Below are 16,339 nucleotides of genomic sequence, written 5' to 3' on the forward strand. Positions count from 1 at the left end.
AGAGCGGAGGGGTGAAGGGGGCCTCGCCTCCTATTGCTCAGTCGTGATGACGGCCTCGTGGTGGACTGGGAAGTTCACTGATCGGGCAATGAAGCAGTGCTCGGAGGCTCGGTCGTGCAGTGCGGCTGCACGCTCAGGATCGCTGTCGGGGGCAATGGTCACTGCGGGGCGAAGGGTTGCTGAAGTGAACTCCCCAACTCCGCCTGGGTGCTCGAGCATGATGCCGGTAGGGGTGTCTGAGTAGGCGGTGACGGTGACGCCCGCGTCTGCTGCGAGGTGGAGGTACCACAGCATGTGGCACTGCGCGAGCGAGGCGAGCAGGAGCTGTTCCGGGTTCCACCTGTGAGCGTCCCCTCGGAACGCAGGATCCGCCGATCCGTGGATCACCGGCAGGTCGGCGGTGGCGCCCCGGACATCATGGTCGCGTGAGTAAGTGCGGTATCCGGACGTGCCCGTGCCCAGGTTGCCTGTCCACTCCACGCGCACAGAATATTTATGATCTGGCATGCAGAAAGTCTAGAGATGAGCCGGTTTGCCGTCCACGGGTCGGCGAAGTCGGCGGGTGGCAGGGCGTGTCAATAGGTCCGGCGTCCTGCGGTGGGGTCACTCCACGCTGCCGGGGACATTTTCTTGCCCACGGGGGCATGTCACGCGTGCGGGGACAGGAATCCTGTCCCCGACGGCGTCGAACGTCCCCGGCCGTACAGCCCTGCACCCGACGGCGTCGAATGTCCCCGTCTGCGCAGCACAGCGACAACGAGGGCCCGGACCGTGATGGTCCGGGCCCTCGGCCTGGAGCGGGTGACGGGAATCGAACCCGCGCTGTCAGCTTGGGAAGCTGAAGTTCTACCATTGAACTACACCCGCATGGCACCGGCGGACGTGAGTCCCAGGTGCGTGCGGAAGTCTAACCCAGACTCCGGCCGTCTGCGCAAATCGGCCTTCGGAGGTTCCCCGTGGACCGTGCCGGCGATGCTCTCACCGGCTACACTCACTGACGGATTCCCTGACGTCTTGACACATGTGGTGAGCGCATGACTGATCCCTTCAACCCTCACGAGCCCACTGTGGGCCCTCACCCGGACGTGCCGGCGCTGCCCGCGGGCTCGGTCCCCACGGACTACCCGTCAGACGGGTACCCGCCCTACGGCGGCCAGTATGATCCCGGTGCCCAGCCGGGGTACGACCCTCAAGGGGCCTACGGGCCCCAGCCCGGTTACAGCGCCCCTCCCGGCTACGGTGCGCCTGCCGGCTACGGTCCCGTCCCCGGTTACGGTCCCCCCGTCTACTCGAGCAAGTCCAAGGTGGCCGCCGGCATCCTGGCGCTGTTCCTCGGCTGCTTCGGTATCCACAACTTCTACCTGGGTTACACGGGCAAGGCTCTTTTCCAGCTCCTGGGCACGCTCTTCTCCTGCGGGTTCCTGGCCGTTCCGATCGCCATCTGGGCCTTCATCGAGGGCATCCTCATCCTGGTGGCCCGCCCCGGCGAGTCGCCGTGGGGCGTTGACGCCTCCGGCATGCCGCTGAGCGGCTGAGTGACGGCCCGGCGCTGCCGGAGCCCTCGGGGCCGGAGTTCGTGTGACGCCTCCCGGAGGACCTGGCACAATCGGGCCCGTGCTGCTCTCAGACCGCGATATCCGCACCGAGCTCGACGCCGGGCGGGTCGTCCTCGACCCCTACGACCCCGAGATGATTCAGCCGGCCTCCATCGATGTGCGCCTGGACCGATGGTTCCGTCTCTTCGACAACCACCGCTACCCGGTCATCGACCCGGCCGCCGACCAGGAGGGGCTGACCCACCTGGTCGACGTCGGTGCCGACGAGCCCTTCGTCCTGCACCCCGGGGAGTTCGTCCTGGGGGCCACCTACGAGCGCATCACACTGCCCGACGACGTCGCCGCCCGCCTGGAGGGCAAGTCGAGCCTGGGGCGCCTGGGGCTGCTGACCCACTCCACCGCCGGATTCATCGACCCGGGATTCACCGGGCACGTCACCCTGGAGCTGTCCAACACGGCCACCATGCCCATCAAGCTCTGGCCGGGGATGAAGGTGGGGCAGCTGTGCTTCTTCCGCCTGTCCAGCCCCGCCCAGGCCCCCTACGGCTCGGGCGCCACCGGCTCGCGCTACCAGGGGCAGCGCGGACCGACGGCCTCCCGCTCCCACCAGTCCTTCCACCGCACCCGCATCCCCGACACCCCGGCGGCCCCCATCGACGGCGCCGCTCCCACCTCCCAGGAGAAGCACGCATGAGCGACTCAACCGACTTCGCCGTCTCGCTGCCCACCGACACCGGCACCTTCACCGCTGCCTCCATGCTGCCGGTCGGGCTGCTGGACACCAACCACGTCCTGCTCCTGGCCGACGACGTCGCCCCCGACGAGGTCGAGGCCCTGGCCCTGTCCCAGGACATCCAGTCCGGCTGGGTGGGGGTCTCCAGCCTCCAGCTCTTCCCCGGGGTCTCCCTGCTGGGGCCCTGGAAGGTCGACGCCGAGATGCGCGGCCTCCTGGGTGCTCCGGAGTGGACCACGCAGCTGATGATCCTGGACTGCCCCCGCATCCGTGCCGGAGCCCTGCCGGCCGAGCTCGCCGGCCTGGACCCGCTCTCCGACGCCTTCCCCCACGCCCAGCCCACGGGGGCCGAGCTGGTGGCCCTCACCCGCCTGCGCGCCATCGCCCGGCGCCTTGCCGGCGCTCTGCGCCTCATTCCCGGTGGGGACAAGGAGGATCCGGTCCTGGTCGAGCCCAGCCCGGAGGTCTCGGCCTCCCTGACGGTCTACGCCCCGGTGTGGCTCGGCCCGGAGGACCTGGTGACCGTCCTGCAGTCCGTGGCCCCCGAGGTGAGCACCGCGCTGGAGGCCGTGCAGCCCCGGGGCGCCGTCGGACTGGATGCCATCGACCCCGAGCAGCTGGAGAGCCTTGTCGAGCGCATCGGCCCGGACGTCTTCGAGAAGGCCTGGCGCGGCTCGGAGAAGGTCCGCCAGGACACGATGCGTCAGGAGATCGTCGCCGCCGCCACCGGCAACGTCATTGAGGAGGTGCGTGACGGCTACGCGGTCGTCACCCCGGTCGACCCAGAGCACGAGGGCTGGGGGCGCATCGAGGTGCGTGCCGGCGCCACCGACGGACTGCCGTTGGCCGTGCGCGGCGAGCCCTGGGCGCGCGGGGCGGTCCTGTCCTACGACCTGCGCTGGATCCCCCGGGACCAGGCCGACGCCTACGCCGAAGTGGTCTCCCGCTCCCGGCGCCGTGAGCGTCAGACGGCCCGGGACCTGGTCGAGGATCTCGCCACCGTCCTGGTCACCGCCGTCTCCGGGGTGGCCGTGGACGACGACGGATTCCTCGTCTCCCTGGGCGAGGACGCCGAGGAGGCCTGAGGGGCCTCGCCGGGAGGCGTGGCGCCGCGCGGTCCCTTGAGGGCGCCGTCGTCGTGACCTACAGCGCGATGAACGGGTGCTGGTCGATGAGGCCGGGGCGCCCCGAGCCGTGGGGCTGTGGCCCGTGCAGACAGCCCTTGGGCGGCACGTCCTGTGGGATGTGGAGTAGCCGGCCGGGGCGCGGTCGGCTGAACCGAGGACTGCGTTTCCCGTCCAGAACGTACTTCTCCTCCAGATGACTGAGGCCGTACCCCAGTCGTCTGGAGGAGAACGCAGTCCTCGTGGGAGAAGTAAGTCCCCGATCAGGGGCGGCGCGGCGACATCCGGCCCGGTGGTCCTGATCCCGAGCGGACCGGCCTGGCTCGATGGCTCGCCCCGGGCCGCTGGAGGGGGCGGAACCGGTCGGTGGTGTCCATATCTGCAGCAAAGGGTCCGGCACCCGTGAAGAGCCACCACACGATTCGCAGAATCCTGCGGTTCTGTTTCCGCCTTCGAAGCTGAGAACCGGCCTTTGCTGCAGATTTGGACATCCTTGCCGCTGCTGACGTCCGAGCCGCATCCGGCTGACGGAGCAGGCAAGAGCCGGGCGCGCACAGGACCGGTGCCCCAGCCTTCACTCGCAGCCCTGAGGTCTACTGACCTGGCCCCGCCGACTCGGGCTCGGGGCGGGCACGCTCAGCACCGGGCGTGGTGCGCTCCGTGAGACGCTCGACGCCGGCCCGAGCCCTGGCCGCATCCCAGTGCCAGCCGGTGAAGCGGCGAGCCTCCACGAGCGAGCGGGCCCAAGCCACCGGCTCCTCGCCCCGCTGTGCCCCCACCGCCAGGTAGTGGCGCAGCAGGCCGGCGGCGGCCAGGGCGTCGTCGAGCGCGTTGTGGTGGCGGCCGATCTCCACCCCGGCCACCTCGCAGCAGGTGGTCAGCCGGCGCGACGGCGTCGTCATGAAGTGGCGTGCCCACTCCATCGTGCACACCCGCGGCACCCGCGCGCCGCGGTCGAGCAGCCCCCGCATCCCCAGCGCCTGGGTGAGGAAGCCGACGTCGAAGCGGGCGTTGTGGGCCACCACTGCCCGCCCGGCCAGGTCGGCCACCAGCAGGTCGGCGACCTCATCGAAACCAGGCGCCCCGATGAGCTCCTCGGCGATAAGACCATGGATATGAGTGGGGCCCACGTCCACGCCCGCGCCGGGGTCGATGAGCGTGGACCAGCTGCGCTCGACGCGCCCGGCGGCGTCGGTGAGTACGAGCGCGACCTCCAGGATCGAGTCGGTCGTGGGGGACAGGCCGGTGGTCTCCAGGTCGACGACGGCGTAGCCGACACCGGCGGCCTCGGACAGCTCAGCGGCCGTGGGGGCGGGGGCCGCCTGACCGGGAGCCATGGGGGAGCGGGGGCGCAACGGGCCGCGGTCGGCGGGCGGGCGGTGGTAGAAGGGCATCAGCCCGATCCTCTCGCGAGCCGGGAGGTTTCGCAGACTCACGGCGCGCCGGGGCTCCTCCGGGACGGCCCGGACCAGCTCCCGGTGTCCTGTGCTCGCTGCCGTGCCATACGGCTCATGGACGGTGGTGGGGAGCCGACCCTCGAGGCGTAGGGTACGGTCACGAGGGCGCTCGGCCCGCCACGTCGAGAGCCGATCCAGGTGAGGAGGAGCGATGACCACCCCGGACACCTCTCAGGCACAGACCTCTGCCCTGCCGGCACTGGCCGCCTTCCCCTTCCCGACGGCCCTCGTCGTGACCGGCAAGCCGGCCGCGGGCGACGGCGTGCTCCTCGAGGCCGGGGACGTCGATGAGATCTTCCCCTTCGCCTCGGTCACCAAGCCGATCGTCGCCTGGGCGGCCCTGATCGCCGTCGATCGGGGACTGCTGGACCTGGAGGCCCCCGCAGGCGCGCCCGCTCCCGACGGTGCGACCATCGAGAACCTGCTGTCCCACTCCTCGGGGATCGCGGCCGACTCCGATGAGCGCCTGGCGGCCCCGGGCACGCGCCGCATCTACTCCAACCGCGGCATCGAGATCCTGGGGGAGCGCCTTGAGGAGGCCACCGGCACGCCCCTGGAGACCTGGGTGGAGACCACCGTGCTCGAGCCCCTGGGGATGGCCAGCGTCCTCATCCCCGGCTCGCCCGCCCACTCCGGGGAGGGCAGCGCCCGCGACCTGTCCCTGTTCGCCCGTGAGCTGGCCGCGCCCAGGCTCGTCTCGCCCGCGCTCGCGCAGCGCGCCCGCACACCGGTCCTGCCCGGCCTCGACGGCGTCCTACCCGGCTACGGGCGACAGACCCCCAACCCCTTCGGTCTGGGGGTCGAGGTGCGTGGAGCCAAGTCCCCGCACTGGACCGGGGCCGGCAACAGCGAGCAGACCTTCGGGCACTTCGGCCAGTCGGGCTCCTTCATCTGGGTGGATCCGGTCGCCGAGCGCCAGGCCGTCTTCCTGGGGGGCCGGCCCTTCGGGACGGTTCACCGGCGGACATGGTCCGAGCTCGGCGACCAGATCCTGGCCTTGTAGGTTTTGTGTGCCTTGTAGAGCAGGCGCACCGGCGACGGTGGCCTGCCGGTCATCACTCGGCCTTGACGTTGAGGATGACGCCAGTGGTGCTTTCGGTGTAAGGCGGTGTCTCCTGCTTCTGGTCGAGAGGTGTGAGAGTGATCTTCAAGGCGTTGACGTTCGCGGCCTTGACCTCGAAAGCGTGGGCGTCATTGAAGGGGACGTCAACTGTTTCGACCTCCTTGCCGTCAGCGAAGATCGCGACCCTCATGATGAGGTTGGAGCTCTTGGAGTCGTTGGCCTGACCCGCGGTGAACGTGACTTTTTGAAACTTGTTGGCCAGGCGCAGCTCAATCTCGTCGCTGTTCTGCCAATCCAGATTGGTGCCGATTCCCATGGTGTTGGTGATCGAGGCGACGTCGTAGCGCTTCTCCTCCCAACCGCTCGTCACTGGCGGCTTCTGGAAGTCGGAGAGTCTGAGCTCGCGCCCCTTGCTGTTCTCAGGGGTCAGGCCGTTCGTGGTGGCCTCCGCCGAGGCCGAGGGGTCCTCCGAGGGAGTCTCCGAAGCGGTGGCCGAGGCCATCTCAGTGGCACTGTCTGTGGCGGAGGCCGACGCGGACGGAGTAGGGGTGGGCGTGGGCGAAGGGGTGGTGGTGCTCGTCTCCGCGGTGGGGGAGGCTTCCTTGGAGCCGAAGGGCAGGTTGCCGCAGGCGGCCAGGGACAGGGCGGTAATGGGAAGAAGGGTGATGGCGATTCGACGCGCTGGGGAGAGTTTTGAGGAGCTCATGGCGCGAGAATAGCGCCGTTGGTCAGTGAATTCGGCTGTGAATCTGGCTCCTGAGGCGACAGGGAGAGAGGAATATTCAGTTTCGACCGAACAAGATAATATGTTTTGTGGGGCGTGCGAAGCGTTGTTGTCGTAGGTGAATCCGAATATCGAAGGTGATTTCGACAGCCTGCTGCTGAGGTGTGTTTTCGTGGTCCTGGCTGGGATGGGTAGTAGTCCCCTAGGGCTTTGGTCTTATTTGTCTGGGTGGGGTGTCGCCGTCCTAGTGGCTCGACAGTGGCTGTCCCGGACTCCTGCTTCGTGAAGAAGTGCGGTTCATGTGAGGTGCTGTCGGATCCGGGGCTGAAGAGCGTCAATCCTCGGCCTCAGTCGACCTCGACGATGACGGGGACGTGGTCGGAAGCGCCCTTGCCCTTGCGCTCGTCACGGTCGATGGCGGCGCCGGTGACGCGGCCCGCCAGGGCCGGAGAGGCGTAGACGAAGTCGATGCGCATGCCCTCGTTCCTCGGGAAGCGGAGCTTCTGGTAGTCCCAGTACGTGTAGTTGGTGACCCGCTCGCGCGTGACCTCGTGCATGCCCGCCTCGGTGAAGGCGGCGAAGGCCTCACGCTCCGGGGCGGAGACGTGGGTGGCGCCCTCGAAGACGCTCATGTCCCACACGTCCTCATCCCGCGGTGCCACGTTCCAGTCACCCACCAGCGCCAGCGGCAGATCGGGCTCGTCCCCGAGCCAGGCGGCGACGTCGTCGCGCAGCACTCGCAACCAGTCGAGCTTGTACGTGTAGTGCGGGTGAGTGAGCTCGCGGCCGTTGGGCACGTACAGGCTCCACAGGCGCACCGGCGTCGCATCAGACGCCGCACCCACCGTCGCCCCCAGCGCCCGGGCCTCCACGGTGGGCTCGGCCTCGGGCTTGGCCGCCCAAGCGGGCTGGCCCGGGAAGGAGGTGGCGACGTCGTCGAGTCCCACTCGCGAGGCGATCGCCACCCCGTTCCACTGGTTGAGGCCATGGATGGCCAGCTCGTAGCCCGCGGCCTCGAAGGGCTCGACCGGGAACTGGTCGGGGCGGCACTTGATCTCCTGCATCGCCAGGGCATCGACATCCTCGCGCTCCAGGAAGGCCAGGACGCGGTCGACGCGGGTGCGGATGGAGTTGACGTTCCAAGTGGCCAGGCGCATGGCAGCAGACTAGCCGGTGCCCGATTCCCATCAAGCACTCAACGAGCTCTCGTAGTCTGCCGCCATGGGAACAGCACTTGTCACTGGAGCCACGAGCGGCCTCGGCCTGGAGATCGCCTGGCAGCTCGCCCAGGCACGTCACGACCTCGTCCTCGTGGCGCGCACCCCCGAGCGACTGCGGGAGGTGGCCGAGGAGATGCGGCAGTTCGCAGGCGTCCAGGTGGAGACCCTGCAGGCCGATCTGTCCGAGCGCGATGAGCTCGAGCTCGTCGCTGAGCGTCTGCGTGAGAAGAGCAAGCCCGTGGGGCTCCTGGTCAACAATGCCGGCTTCGGTCTGGGGCAGCGATTCATCGGGGGAGATCTGGCCCGCGAGGAGGATGCCCTCGACGTCATGGTCCGGGCGGTCATGGTGGCCTCCCATGCAGCGGCCGGAGCCATGGTGGAACGCGGTCGCGGCGCTATTCTCAACGTCTCCTCCATGACCGCGTACACCGCCATGGGCACCTACGCGGCGCACAAGGCCTGGGTACTGCGGTTCACCGAGGGACTGGCCGCCGAGCTCGCCGGCACCGGGGTGACCGCCACGGCGCTGTGCCCGGGGCTGGTTCACACCGGCTTCCACGCGGCGGCCGGCATCGATGAGACCCAGTGGAAGGAGCCGCTGTGGCTGGACGCCGAGCGAGTGGCCATCGACGGCCTGGCGGCGGTGCGGCGCGGCCAGGTCATCTGCACCCCGAGCCTGCGCTACCGCAGCGCCAACGCCGTACTGCGTCTGGCCCCCCGCTGGTTCGTGCGCCGGGTGGTCGGGCCAGAGCGCTCCGCCCAGGGCTGAGTGCCCCCACTGGCCAGGGGAGCCGCGACCTGCAACGATCACACCATGGCTTCCATTACCTTCCACGGAGACCCTGTCAGCACTGTCGGCGAGCTGCCCGCTGTGGGCTCGACCGCGCCCGCCTTCGACCTCGTGGGCGCCGACCTCGCCCCGCTCACCAGCCAGTCCCTGGCCGGCCGCCGCGTGGTCCTCAACATCTTCCCCTCGGTGGACACCGGGGTGTGCGCCGCCTCCGTGCGCCAGTTCAACAAGCTGGCCTCCGAGCTGGACAACACGACCGTGGTCTGCGTCTCCGCCGACCTGCCCTTCGCCGGTTCCCGCTTCTGCGGTGCCGAGGGCCTGAACAACGTGGTCACTGGCTCAACCTTCCGCTCCACCTTCGGCGCCGACTACGGCGTCACCCTGGCCGACGGTCCGCTGGCCGGCCTGCTGTCGCGCGCCGTCGTGGTTCTCGACGAGTCCGGCACGGTCATCTACACCCAGCTGGTCCCCGAGGTCGGCCAGGAGCCCGACTACGACGCCGCCGTGGCCGCCCTGTCCTGACTCCTCCTTCCGTCACGAGAGCCAGGAGCCCGCCCCCTCCGCACCACGCGGATGAGGGCGGGCTCTTGTCGCATCGGGTGTCTAGCCGGTGCGCAACCCCCGAATCCCACTACCATCGGAACCGTGAGCACCAACGACTCCCAGATCGCCCGCCTGGCCGAGCTCGTCAACGAGCTGTCCGTTGTCCGTGGCAAAGTCACCCTCGCCTCCGGCCTCGAGTCCGACTTCTATGTGGACATGCGCCGAGCCACCCTCCACCACGAGGCCGCCCCTCTCATCGGCCATGTCATGCTCGACATGCTCGAGGAGGCGGGGCTGGGCACCGACGAGATCGACGCCGTCGGCGGCCTGACCATGGGGGCCGACCCCGTGGCCGCCGCGATGCTGCACGCCGCGGCCTCGCGTGGCCTGGACCTGGACGCCTTCGTCGTGCGCAAGGCCGCCAAGGACCACGGCATGCGCCGCCGCATCGAGGGACCTGACGTCACCGGGCGCTCCGTGGTGGTCCTGGAGGACACCTCCACCACCGGCGGCTCGCCCCTGGAGGCCGTCGAGGCGCTGCGCGAGGCGGGTGCCGACGTGCGGGCCGTCGCCGTCATCGTCGACCGGGCCACCGGCGCGCGTGAGCGCATCGAGGCCGCCGGACTGCCCTACTACGCGGCGCTCGGTCTGGCCGACCTCGGCCTGGAGTGAGCGTCCGACGACGTCCGCAGGCGGGCGGGGCGGAGCCCGAGAGCCCCGCCGACCTGCCTGAGGGGGAGCACCTGCCCGCGGCGTCGGCGCTGAGCCCGGAGGAGGACCGGCCGGCCGACGTCCGTCAGGTCGGCGTCGGCCCCTGGCCCGGCGGCCCCGAGGCCTGGCCCACCGACCCCCGCTACGACCGCGAGCTGCTCGCAGGGGGCGACCGGCGCAACGTCGTCGACCGCTACCGCTACTGGACCATCGCGGCGATCCGCGCCGACCTGGCCTCCCGTGCCCATCGGCTGCACATCGCCATCGAGAACGTCAGCCAGGACCTCAACATCGGCTCCATCGTGCGCAGCGCCAACGCATTCAACGTGGCCGGCGTCCACATCATCGGCCGACGTCGCTGGAACAAGCGCGGCGCCATGGTCACCAACCGCTACCTGGACGTGCGCCACCACCCCGAGCCCGGTGAGCTGCTCACCTGGGCGCAGGCCGAGGGATACGAGGTCATCGGCATCGACAACGGCCCCGGAGCCCAGCCCCTGGAGACCGCCGATCTGCCCGAGCGCTGCCTCATGGTCTTCGGCTCCGAGGGCGAGGGCATCAGCGCCGAGCTGAGCGCCGGCTGCTCCCGTCTGCTGCGCATCGGCCAGTACGGCTCCACCCGCTCCATCAACGTGGCGGCCGCAGCGGCCGTGGCCATGCACACCTGGATCCTCCAGCACGCAGGAGTGGCGCCCGACTGAGTCCGGGAGCCGTCGGTCCGCTGTTCCGCTCCGCCTCGTGGGCGGCAGGGCCAAACCGGCCCTGAACAGGTCATGGAGTCCGACCTGGGACCATGATCCGGTTCACGCGGGTTCGAATTCGTGGAACAATCGGCCCCGCACCACTGACTCATACAGAAAATCAGGAGGCACCCAGTGGCCATTGCAACCCCGGAGTCCTACGCCGACATGCTTGACCGCGCGAAGGCCGGCAAGTACGCCATCCCCGCGATCAACGTCACCTCGTCCCAGACTCTGTCCGCCGCCCTCAAGGGCTTCGCCGACGCCGAGTCCGACGGTATCGTCCAGATCTCCAACGGTGGTGCCGCCTACTGGTCCGGTTCCTCGCGCCTCGACCGCGTCAAGGGATCGATCGCCTTCACCGCCTACGCCCGCGCCGTGGGTGACCTCTACCCCGTCACCATTGGTCTGCACACCGACCACTGCCCCAAGAAGCTCCTGGCCGACTGGATCCACCCGCTCATGGAGATCGAGGCCGAGCAGGTCAAGAACGGTGAGCTGCCGATGTTCAACTCCCACATGTGGGACGGCTCCGCCGAGGCCCTCGACGACAACATCGAGATCGCCGTCGACATGCTCAAGCGCGCCAAGGCCGCCAACGTCGTCCTCGAGATCGAGATCGGTGCCGTGGGTGGCGAGGAAGACGGCATCAAGGGTGAGGAGAACGCCAACCTCTACACCACCGCCGACGACGCCTGGAAGGCCGTCGAGGCCCTCGGCCTGGGTGAGAACGGCCGCTACATCACCGCCCTGACCTTCGGTAACGTGCACGGTTCCTACAAGCCCGGCCACGTCAAGCTCCGCCCGGAGATCCTCGGTGAGATCCAGGAGGACGTGGCCAAGCGCCTCGGCGACCGCCTGTCCTCCAAGGTCGGCGACAAGAGCTCGCCCTTCGACCTGGTCATGCACGGCGGCTCCGGCTCCACCGACGAGGAGATCGCCACCGCGGTGCGCAACGGCGTCATCAAGATGAACGTCGACACCGACACCCAGTACGCCTACACCCGCCCGGTCGCCGGCTGGATGTACACCAACTACGAGGGTGTCCTCAAGGTCGACGGCGAGGTCGGCAACAAGAAGCAGTACGACCCGCGCGCCTGGGGCAAGGCCGCCGAGGAGGGCATGGCCGCCCGTGTCGTCGAGGCCTGCGAGCGCCTCGGCTCCGTCGGCTCCGCCCGCAAGTGAGTCATCGCCCCGTAACAGGGATGAACGGCTACTGATCGCTGTGCGTGGCCCTGGCGCCCATGTGGTGCCGGGGCCACGTCGCGTGTGCGTCGAGGACGGTGGGAAGACTCCCGACGACGGGCTGACCGATCGGTTACATTCTTGCAAAGGGGGCGGCGACGGCGGTGCTCATCGAGGTGGAAGCGGAACGGCGCTACCTGCCGGGGTAAACGGCGTGCTGCGCGAAGAGTACCAGCCTGAGACCCGGGCCACTGATTGCAAACCTTGCAGCAATGTGGGCGAAAGTGTGCCATGATGGGTCGTCGCCGTTGAGCCGACGGGTCCGCCGCCGGCGACACGGCAGTCGCACCTTGCGGACGCCTCTGTCCGTGCCTGTCCCATGCGTCCAAAGGAGGACCCCAATGCGACTCATCTCCCGCCGCTCCATGCTCGGTGGAACTGCTGCGATCGCGGTCGCCGCGACCCTGGCGGCCTGCTCGAAGGGCTCGTCCGGATCCGATGGCGCCGGTGGCGTCTACTTCCTCAACTTCAAGCCCGAGTCGGAGCAGGCGTTCAAGGACATCGCGGCCGCCTACACCAAGAAGACCGGCGTGAACGTCAAGGTCGTCACCGCTGCCTCCGGCACCTACGAGCAGACCCTGAAGTCCGAGGTTGCGAAGTCCAACCCGCCCACGCTGTTCAACCTCAACGGTCCCGTGGGCTACGGCAACTGGAAGGAGTACGCCTCCGACCTGTCCGACGCCGACTTCACCAAGCAGCTGACGGATGAGTCCCTGGCCCTCAAGGGCGAGGAGAGCAAGGTCGTGGGCGTGCCGCTGGCCATCGAGGGCTACGGCATCATCTACAACGCCGCCATCCTCAAGAAGTACTTCGCCATGGAGGGCGCCAAGGCCACCGCCGTCGACCAGATCAAGGGCTTCGACAAGCTCAAGGAGGTCGTCGAGGACATGCAGGCCAAGAAGGCCGACCTCGGTATCGAGGGTGTCTTCGCCGCGACCTCGCTGTCCCCCGGTGAGGACTGGCGCTGGCAGACCCACCTGGCCAACTACCCCGTCTACTACGAGTACCGCGACGCCAAGGTCGACGACCTCGACGAGGTCAAGCTGACCTACTCGGACAACTACAAGAAGATCTTCGACCTCTACCTCAACAACTCCACGATCAAGCCCACCGAGGCCAGCGCCAAGACGGTCACCGACTCCATGGCCGACTTCGCCCTGGGCAAGGCCGCCATGGTCCAGAACGGCAACTGGGGCTGGTCGCAGATCTCCAAGGTCTCCGGTAACACGGTCAAGGCCGAGGACGTCCACTTCATGCCGATCTACGTCGGCGTCTCCGGCGAGGACAAGACCAACATCGCCATCGGCACCGAGAACTACCTGACGATCAACTCCCAGGCCGCCGAGGGCGACCAGAAGGCCACCAAGGACTTCCTCACCTGGCTGTTCACCGACGCCGAGGGCGCCAAGCTCGCCGCCGAGAAGCTCAGCATCATCGCGCCCTACAAGGCCTACACCGAGCTGGCCCCCTCCGACCCGCTGGGTAAGGAGGTCGCTGCGGCCATCACCAACAAGGACCTCACGCCCGTCAAGTGGGTCTTCCCGACCTTCCCGAGCCAGGACTTCAAGGACCAGCTCGGCCAGCACCTGGCGCAGTACGCCTCCGGCAGCGGGGACTGGGCGAAGGTCAAGGACTTCTTCGTCACCACCTGGGCCTCTGAGAAGAAGGCGTCCAAGGAGGGCTGACACCAGCGAGTCGCCCGCGCCTCCCGCCGAGGGTGCTGCTCCAGCGGGCATCGTGACGGCGACTCATCTCCCCATCCCCTCTCCTGCCGGGGCGGCGCGTTCGAGCCGTTCAGCTCGCGTGCTGCCGCCCCGGCGGGAGCCCTCTGGTACCCGGCCTGCCCGGCGGGTACCGGTTGCACCTCGAGGCAGATATGACCAAGGCACTGAAAAAGTTCTTCCCAGTTTTTGCAGGGCCAACCCTGTTGGCCTTCATGATCGCGTTCATCGTCCCCTTCTTCATGGGGCTCTATCTCTCCTTCACCAAGTTCAGCACCCTCACCAATGCTCGGTTCGTGGGCACTGACAACTACGCCAGGGCGCTGGGGGATCGCAGCGACTTCCCGCAGGCGCTCCTTTTCACTGCCGTCGTCTCGATCATCTCGATCATCACGGTGAATCTGGGTGCCTTCGCCCTGGCCTACTTCTTGACCCGCAAGCTGCGCGGCACCAATTTCTTCCGTGCCGTCTTCTTCATGCCCAACCTCATTGGCGGCATCGTTCTGGGCTACACCTGGCAGGTGATGCTCAACGCGATTCTCCAGCGCTGGGGCCAGACGATCGTCAACGACTGGCGACTGGGGCTGGCCGGCCTGGTCATGCTCGTCAACTGGCAGCTCATGGGTTACATGATGGTCATCTACATCGCCGGTCTGCAGAACGTTCCGCCCGAGCTCATTGAGGCCTCGCAGATCGATGGCGCCGGCAAGTGGCAGACACTGCGCAACGTGACGCTGCCGATGATCATGCCCTCGATCACCATCTGCCTGTTCCTCACTCTGGCCAACACCTTCAAGATGTACGACCAGAACCTCGCCCTCACCAACGGTGCGCCCGCTAAGCAGACTCAGATGGCCGCGCTCAGCATCGTCAACACGATGTACAAGAAGATCGGCCAGGAGGGCGTCGCCCAGGCCGAGGCCGTCATCTTCTTCCTCATCGTCGCCGCCATCGCGCTCATCCAGCTGAGCGCCACTCGTTCCAAGGAGGTCGACGCGTGAGCACCGCCGTCCAGACTCAAGCCCCCGGTTCCGCCGCCCCTGCCCGTCAAGCCGGTAAGAAGGTCGCTCCGCAGACGTCGGGACAGAAGACGCTCGTGGGGCTGCTGGCCGTCCTGGCCTTCGTATGGGTCATTCCGCTGGCCTTCATCCTCATCAACTCCTTCAAGGGCAAGTTCTACATCTCTGACAGCCCCTTCGCCCTGCCGACTGCGAAGACCTTCGCCGGCCTGGACAACTACGCCACCGGCCTGGCCCTCTCGGGCTTCGCCAGCGCCATAGGCTGGTCACTGTTCATCACCGTGGGCTCCGTCGTCGTCATCGTGTTCCTCACGGCGATGACCGCCTACTACATCACCCGCATCAAGACGTGGTGGACCTCCATGATCTACTACGCCTTCGCCTTCTCCATGATCGCTCCCTTCCAGATGGTCATGTTCCCCACCGTCAAGGTGGCCGACATGCTCGGCCTGGCCACGCCCTGGGGCATGATCGTCCTCTACCTCGGATTCGGAGGGGGACTGTCGGTGTTCCTGTTCGCCGGCTTCATCAAGTCGATCCCCTTGGAGATCGAGGAGGCCGCCTACATGGACGGCTGCTCGCCGCTGCAGACCTACTTCAAGGTGGTCATGCCGCTGCTCAAGCCGACGGCGGTCACGGTGGCGATCCTCAACGCCATGTGGGTGTGGAACGACTTCCTCCTGCCCAACCTCGTCATCGGACAGGATGAGCGTTACAAGACGGTTCCGATCGTCATCCAGTCCCTCGTCGGCTCCAACGGCAACCGAGACATGGGCGCCCAGATGGCCATGCTCGTCTTCGCCATCGTCCCGATCGTGGCCTTCTACCTCTTCGGTCAGAAGCACATCATCGAGGGCGTTGCCGCGGGAGCGGTCAAGGGCTGATGCCCGCACACGAGTCCTGATACGGGCGGTTCTTGAGGCCCCACTGACGGCCTTGAGAACCGCCCGTATCATGTCCACCTGTTACTGCTCGAGTCCGCATGAAGGAGCTCCCGTGGCGCTGTTCCCCGGCCCCGACAGTCCGGCCTATCGGGCCTGGTCCGCAGCGGCGGACATCGTCATCCTCAATGTCCTCACCCTGGCCGGCTGCTTGCCGGTGGTGACAGCGGGAGCCTCCTTGACCGCCTGCGCCCGCGTGGCCGGTGAGATGGCGGCCGATGACGACCCGGCGGTCGTAAGCGCCTGGTGGCGCTCCTTCCGCCTCAACCTGCGCCAGTCCCTGGCCTGGTGGTTTCCAGTGCTTGTCCTGGTGGTCCTGAGTGGCTGGGAGTACCTGCTTCTGTCCGACTCCTCCCTGGGGGAGCGGAACGGTGGCATGAGCGGTGCGTTATCCGGGCTGGTGCTGGCCGGGGGAGTGCTTCTGGCCGCGATCATCATCTGGCTGCTGCCGCTGGCCGCCTTCTTCGAAGCCTCGGTCTCCCGACACTTGTCCAACGCGCTTCGTCTCGCGGTGGGGCGTCTTGGAGTCACAGCGCTCGCTCTGGCGGTCATGGCTGCGCCGATCATCATCTTCTGGGTGCTGCCGGCCGTGCGGATCGCGGTTGCGTGGTTCATGGTTCTGATCGGGCCTGCCTTCCAGACCTTCCTCATTGCCCTCCTTCAGCGCTCGACCATGGCGACGCTCAGCAGTGGACCGACGTCGGAGCCCTGAGTGCCGAGAGTGTGGCAGCGGTGAGTGCGGCGTGGCCGCG

Annotated in this window: 17 protein-coding genes and 1 tRNA gene; 13 read left to right on the forward strand and 5 right to left on the reverse strand. The window is 68.0% G+C overall.

Translation table 11 applies throughout. The features are described 5' to 3' along the window. Positions 1-30: 30 nt before the first annotated feature. Both RIV12_RS08520 and RIV12_RS08525 read right to left on the reverse strand, forming a co-directional pair. A complete protein-coding gene (locus RIV12_RS08520; protein ID WP_075417981.1) occupies positions 31-507 on the reverse strand; it encodes an OsmC family protein in 477 nt (158 codons plus the stop codon). 286 nt (positions 508-793) lie between these two features. Continuing rightward, positions 794-867: transfer RNA gene (locus tag RIV12_RS08525), tRNA-Gly, on the reverse strand. Positions 868-1,034: 167 nt separating this feature from the next. On the opposite strand from RIV12_RS08525, the gene RIV12_RS08530 reads away from it, so the two are divergent. The 3 genes from RIV12_RS08530 to RIV12_RS08540 all read left to right on the forward strand — a co-directional run bounded on the left by RIV12_RS08530 (position 1,035) and on the right by RIV12_RS08540 (position 3,374). Continuing rightward, positions 1,035-1,535 (forward strand): NINE protein, encoded by a 501-nt coding sequence (locus RIV12_RS08530; RefSeq protein ID WP_256695516.1) that lies wholly within the window; start codon positions 1,035-1,037, stop codon positions 1,533-1,535. Between the two features lie 79 nt (positions 1,536-1,614). Continuing rightward, positions 1,615-2,250, forward strand: a complete 636-nt coding sequence (dcd, locus tag RIV12_RS08535) for a dCTP deaminase (protein WP_075417982.1) — start codon at positions 1,615-1,617, stop codon at positions 2,248-2,250. Further along, positions 2,247-3,374, forward strand: a complete 1,128-nt coding sequence (locus tag RIV12_RS08540; protein WP_075417983.1) for a hypothetical protein — start codon at positions 2,247-2,249, stop codon at positions 3,372-3,374. The genes dcd and RIV12_RS08540 overlap by 4 nt, the downstream gene beginning before the upstream one ends. Positions 3,375-4,006: 632 nt before the next feature. On the opposite strand, the gene RIV12_RS08545 is transcribed toward RIV12_RS08540, so the two are convergent. Continuing rightward, positions 4,007-4,807 (reverse strand): 3'-5' exonuclease, encoded by an 801-nt coding sequence (locus RIV12_RS08545; RefSeq protein WP_309323224.1) that lies wholly within the window; start codon positions 4,805-4,807, stop codon positions 4,007-4,009. 214 nt (positions 4,808-5,021) lie between these two features. Here RIV12_RS08545 and RIV12_RS08550 point away from each other — a divergent pair, with 214 nt between their 5' ends. Beyond that, positions 5,022-5,873, forward strand: coding sequence for a serine hydrolase domain-containing protein (locus tag RIV12_RS08550; protein ID WP_075417985.1), 852 nt, complete (start codon positions 5,022-5,024; stop codon positions 5,871-5,873). A 52-nt stretch (positions 5,874-5,925) separates the two neighbouring features. On the opposite strand, the gene RIV12_RS08555 is transcribed toward RIV12_RS08550, so the two are convergent. Both RIV12_RS08555 and RIV12_RS08560 read right to left on the reverse strand, forming a co-directional pair. After that, the gene (locus RIV12_RS08555; RefSeq protein WP_075417986.1) at positions 5,926-6,639 is read right to left on the reverse strand and encodes a hypothetical protein; all 714 of its coding nucleotides are present in this window, start codon (positions 6,637-6,639) and stop codon (positions 5,926-5,928) included. A gap of 365 nt (positions 6,640-7,004) precedes the next feature. Beyond that, positions 7,005-7,814, reverse strand: a complete 810-nt coding sequence (locus RIV12_RS08560; RefSeq protein ID WP_075417987.1) for an exodeoxyribonuclease III — start codon at positions 7,812-7,814, stop codon at positions 7,005-7,007. A 64-nt stretch (positions 7,815-7,878) separates the two neighbouring features. On the opposite strand from RIV12_RS08560, the gene RIV12_RS08565 reads away from it, so the two are divergent. From RIV12_RS08565 to RIV12_RS08605, 9 genes are all read left to right on the forward strand, one after another. Next, positions 7,879-8,646 (forward strand): SDR family NAD(P)-dependent oxidoreductase, encoded by a 768-nt coding sequence (locus RIV12_RS08565; protein WP_075417988.1) that lies wholly within the window; start codon positions 7,879-7,881, stop codon positions 8,644-8,646. Positions 8,647-8,691: 45 nt separating this feature from the next. Further along, entirely contained in the window at positions 8,692-9,189 is a 498-nt protein-coding gene (tpx, locus tag RIV12_RS08570; RefSeq protein WP_075417989.1) for a thiol peroxidase, read from the forward strand. A gap of 123 nt (positions 9,190-9,312) precedes the next feature. Then, the gene (gene pyrE / locus RIV12_RS08575; protein ID WP_309323202.1) at positions 9,313-9,882 is read left to right on the forward strand and encodes an orotate phosphoribosyltransferase; all 570 of its coding nucleotides are present in this window, start codon (positions 9,313-9,315) and stop codon (positions 9,880-9,882) included. Continuing rightward, positions 9,879-10,622 (forward strand): TrmH family RNA methyltransferase, encoded by a 744-nt coding sequence (locus RIV12_RS08580; RefSeq protein ID WP_428978926.1) that lies wholly within the window; start codon positions 9,879-9,881, stop codon positions 10,620-10,622. Before pyrE ends, RIV12_RS08580 begins: the two co-directional genes overlap by 4 nt. Before the next feature lie 174 nt (positions 10,623-10,796). After that, positions 10,797-11,846: a class II fructose-bisphosphate aldolase gene (fbaA, locus tag RIV12_RS08585; RefSeq protein ID WP_075417992.1), complete on the forward strand. Its 1,050-nt coding sequence runs from the start codon at positions 10,797-10,799 to the stop codon at positions 11,844-11,846. A 401-nt stretch (positions 11,847-12,247) separates the two neighbouring features. Continuing rightward, complete coding sequence (locus tag RIV12_RS08590; protein ID WP_075417993.1) at positions 12,248-13,591, forward strand: ABC transporter substrate-binding protein; 1,344 nt, start codon at positions 12,248-12,250, stop codon at positions 13,589-13,591. Positions 13,592-13,782: 191 nt separating this feature from the next. Next, entirely contained in the window at positions 13,783-14,628 is an 846-nt protein-coding gene (locus RIV12_RS08595; RefSeq protein WP_075417994.1) for a carbohydrate ABC transporter permease, read from the forward strand. Next, positions 14,625-15,530 carry a carbohydrate ABC transporter permease gene (locus RIV12_RS08600; protein ID WP_075417995.1) on the forward strand — a complete coding sequence of 302 codons (906 nt, stop codon included), beginning with the start codon at positions 14,625-14,627 and terminating at the stop codon, positions 15,528-15,530. The genes RIV12_RS08595 and RIV12_RS08600 overlap by 4 nt, the downstream gene beginning before the upstream one ends. A 112-nt stretch (positions 15,531-15,642) precedes the next feature. Continuing rightward, complete coding sequence (locus RIV12_RS08605; RefSeq protein ID WP_075417996.1) at positions 15,643-16,299, forward strand: MusI family membrane protein; 657 nt, start codon at positions 15,643-15,645, stop codon at positions 16,297-16,299. Positions 16,300-16,339: the final 40 nt, after the last annotated feature.

The sequence above is a fragment of the Actinomyces stomatis genome, assembly GCF_031292835.1.
GTDB lineage: Bacteria > Actinomycetota > Actinomycetes > Actinomycetales > Actinomycetaceae > Actinomyces > Actinomyces stomatis.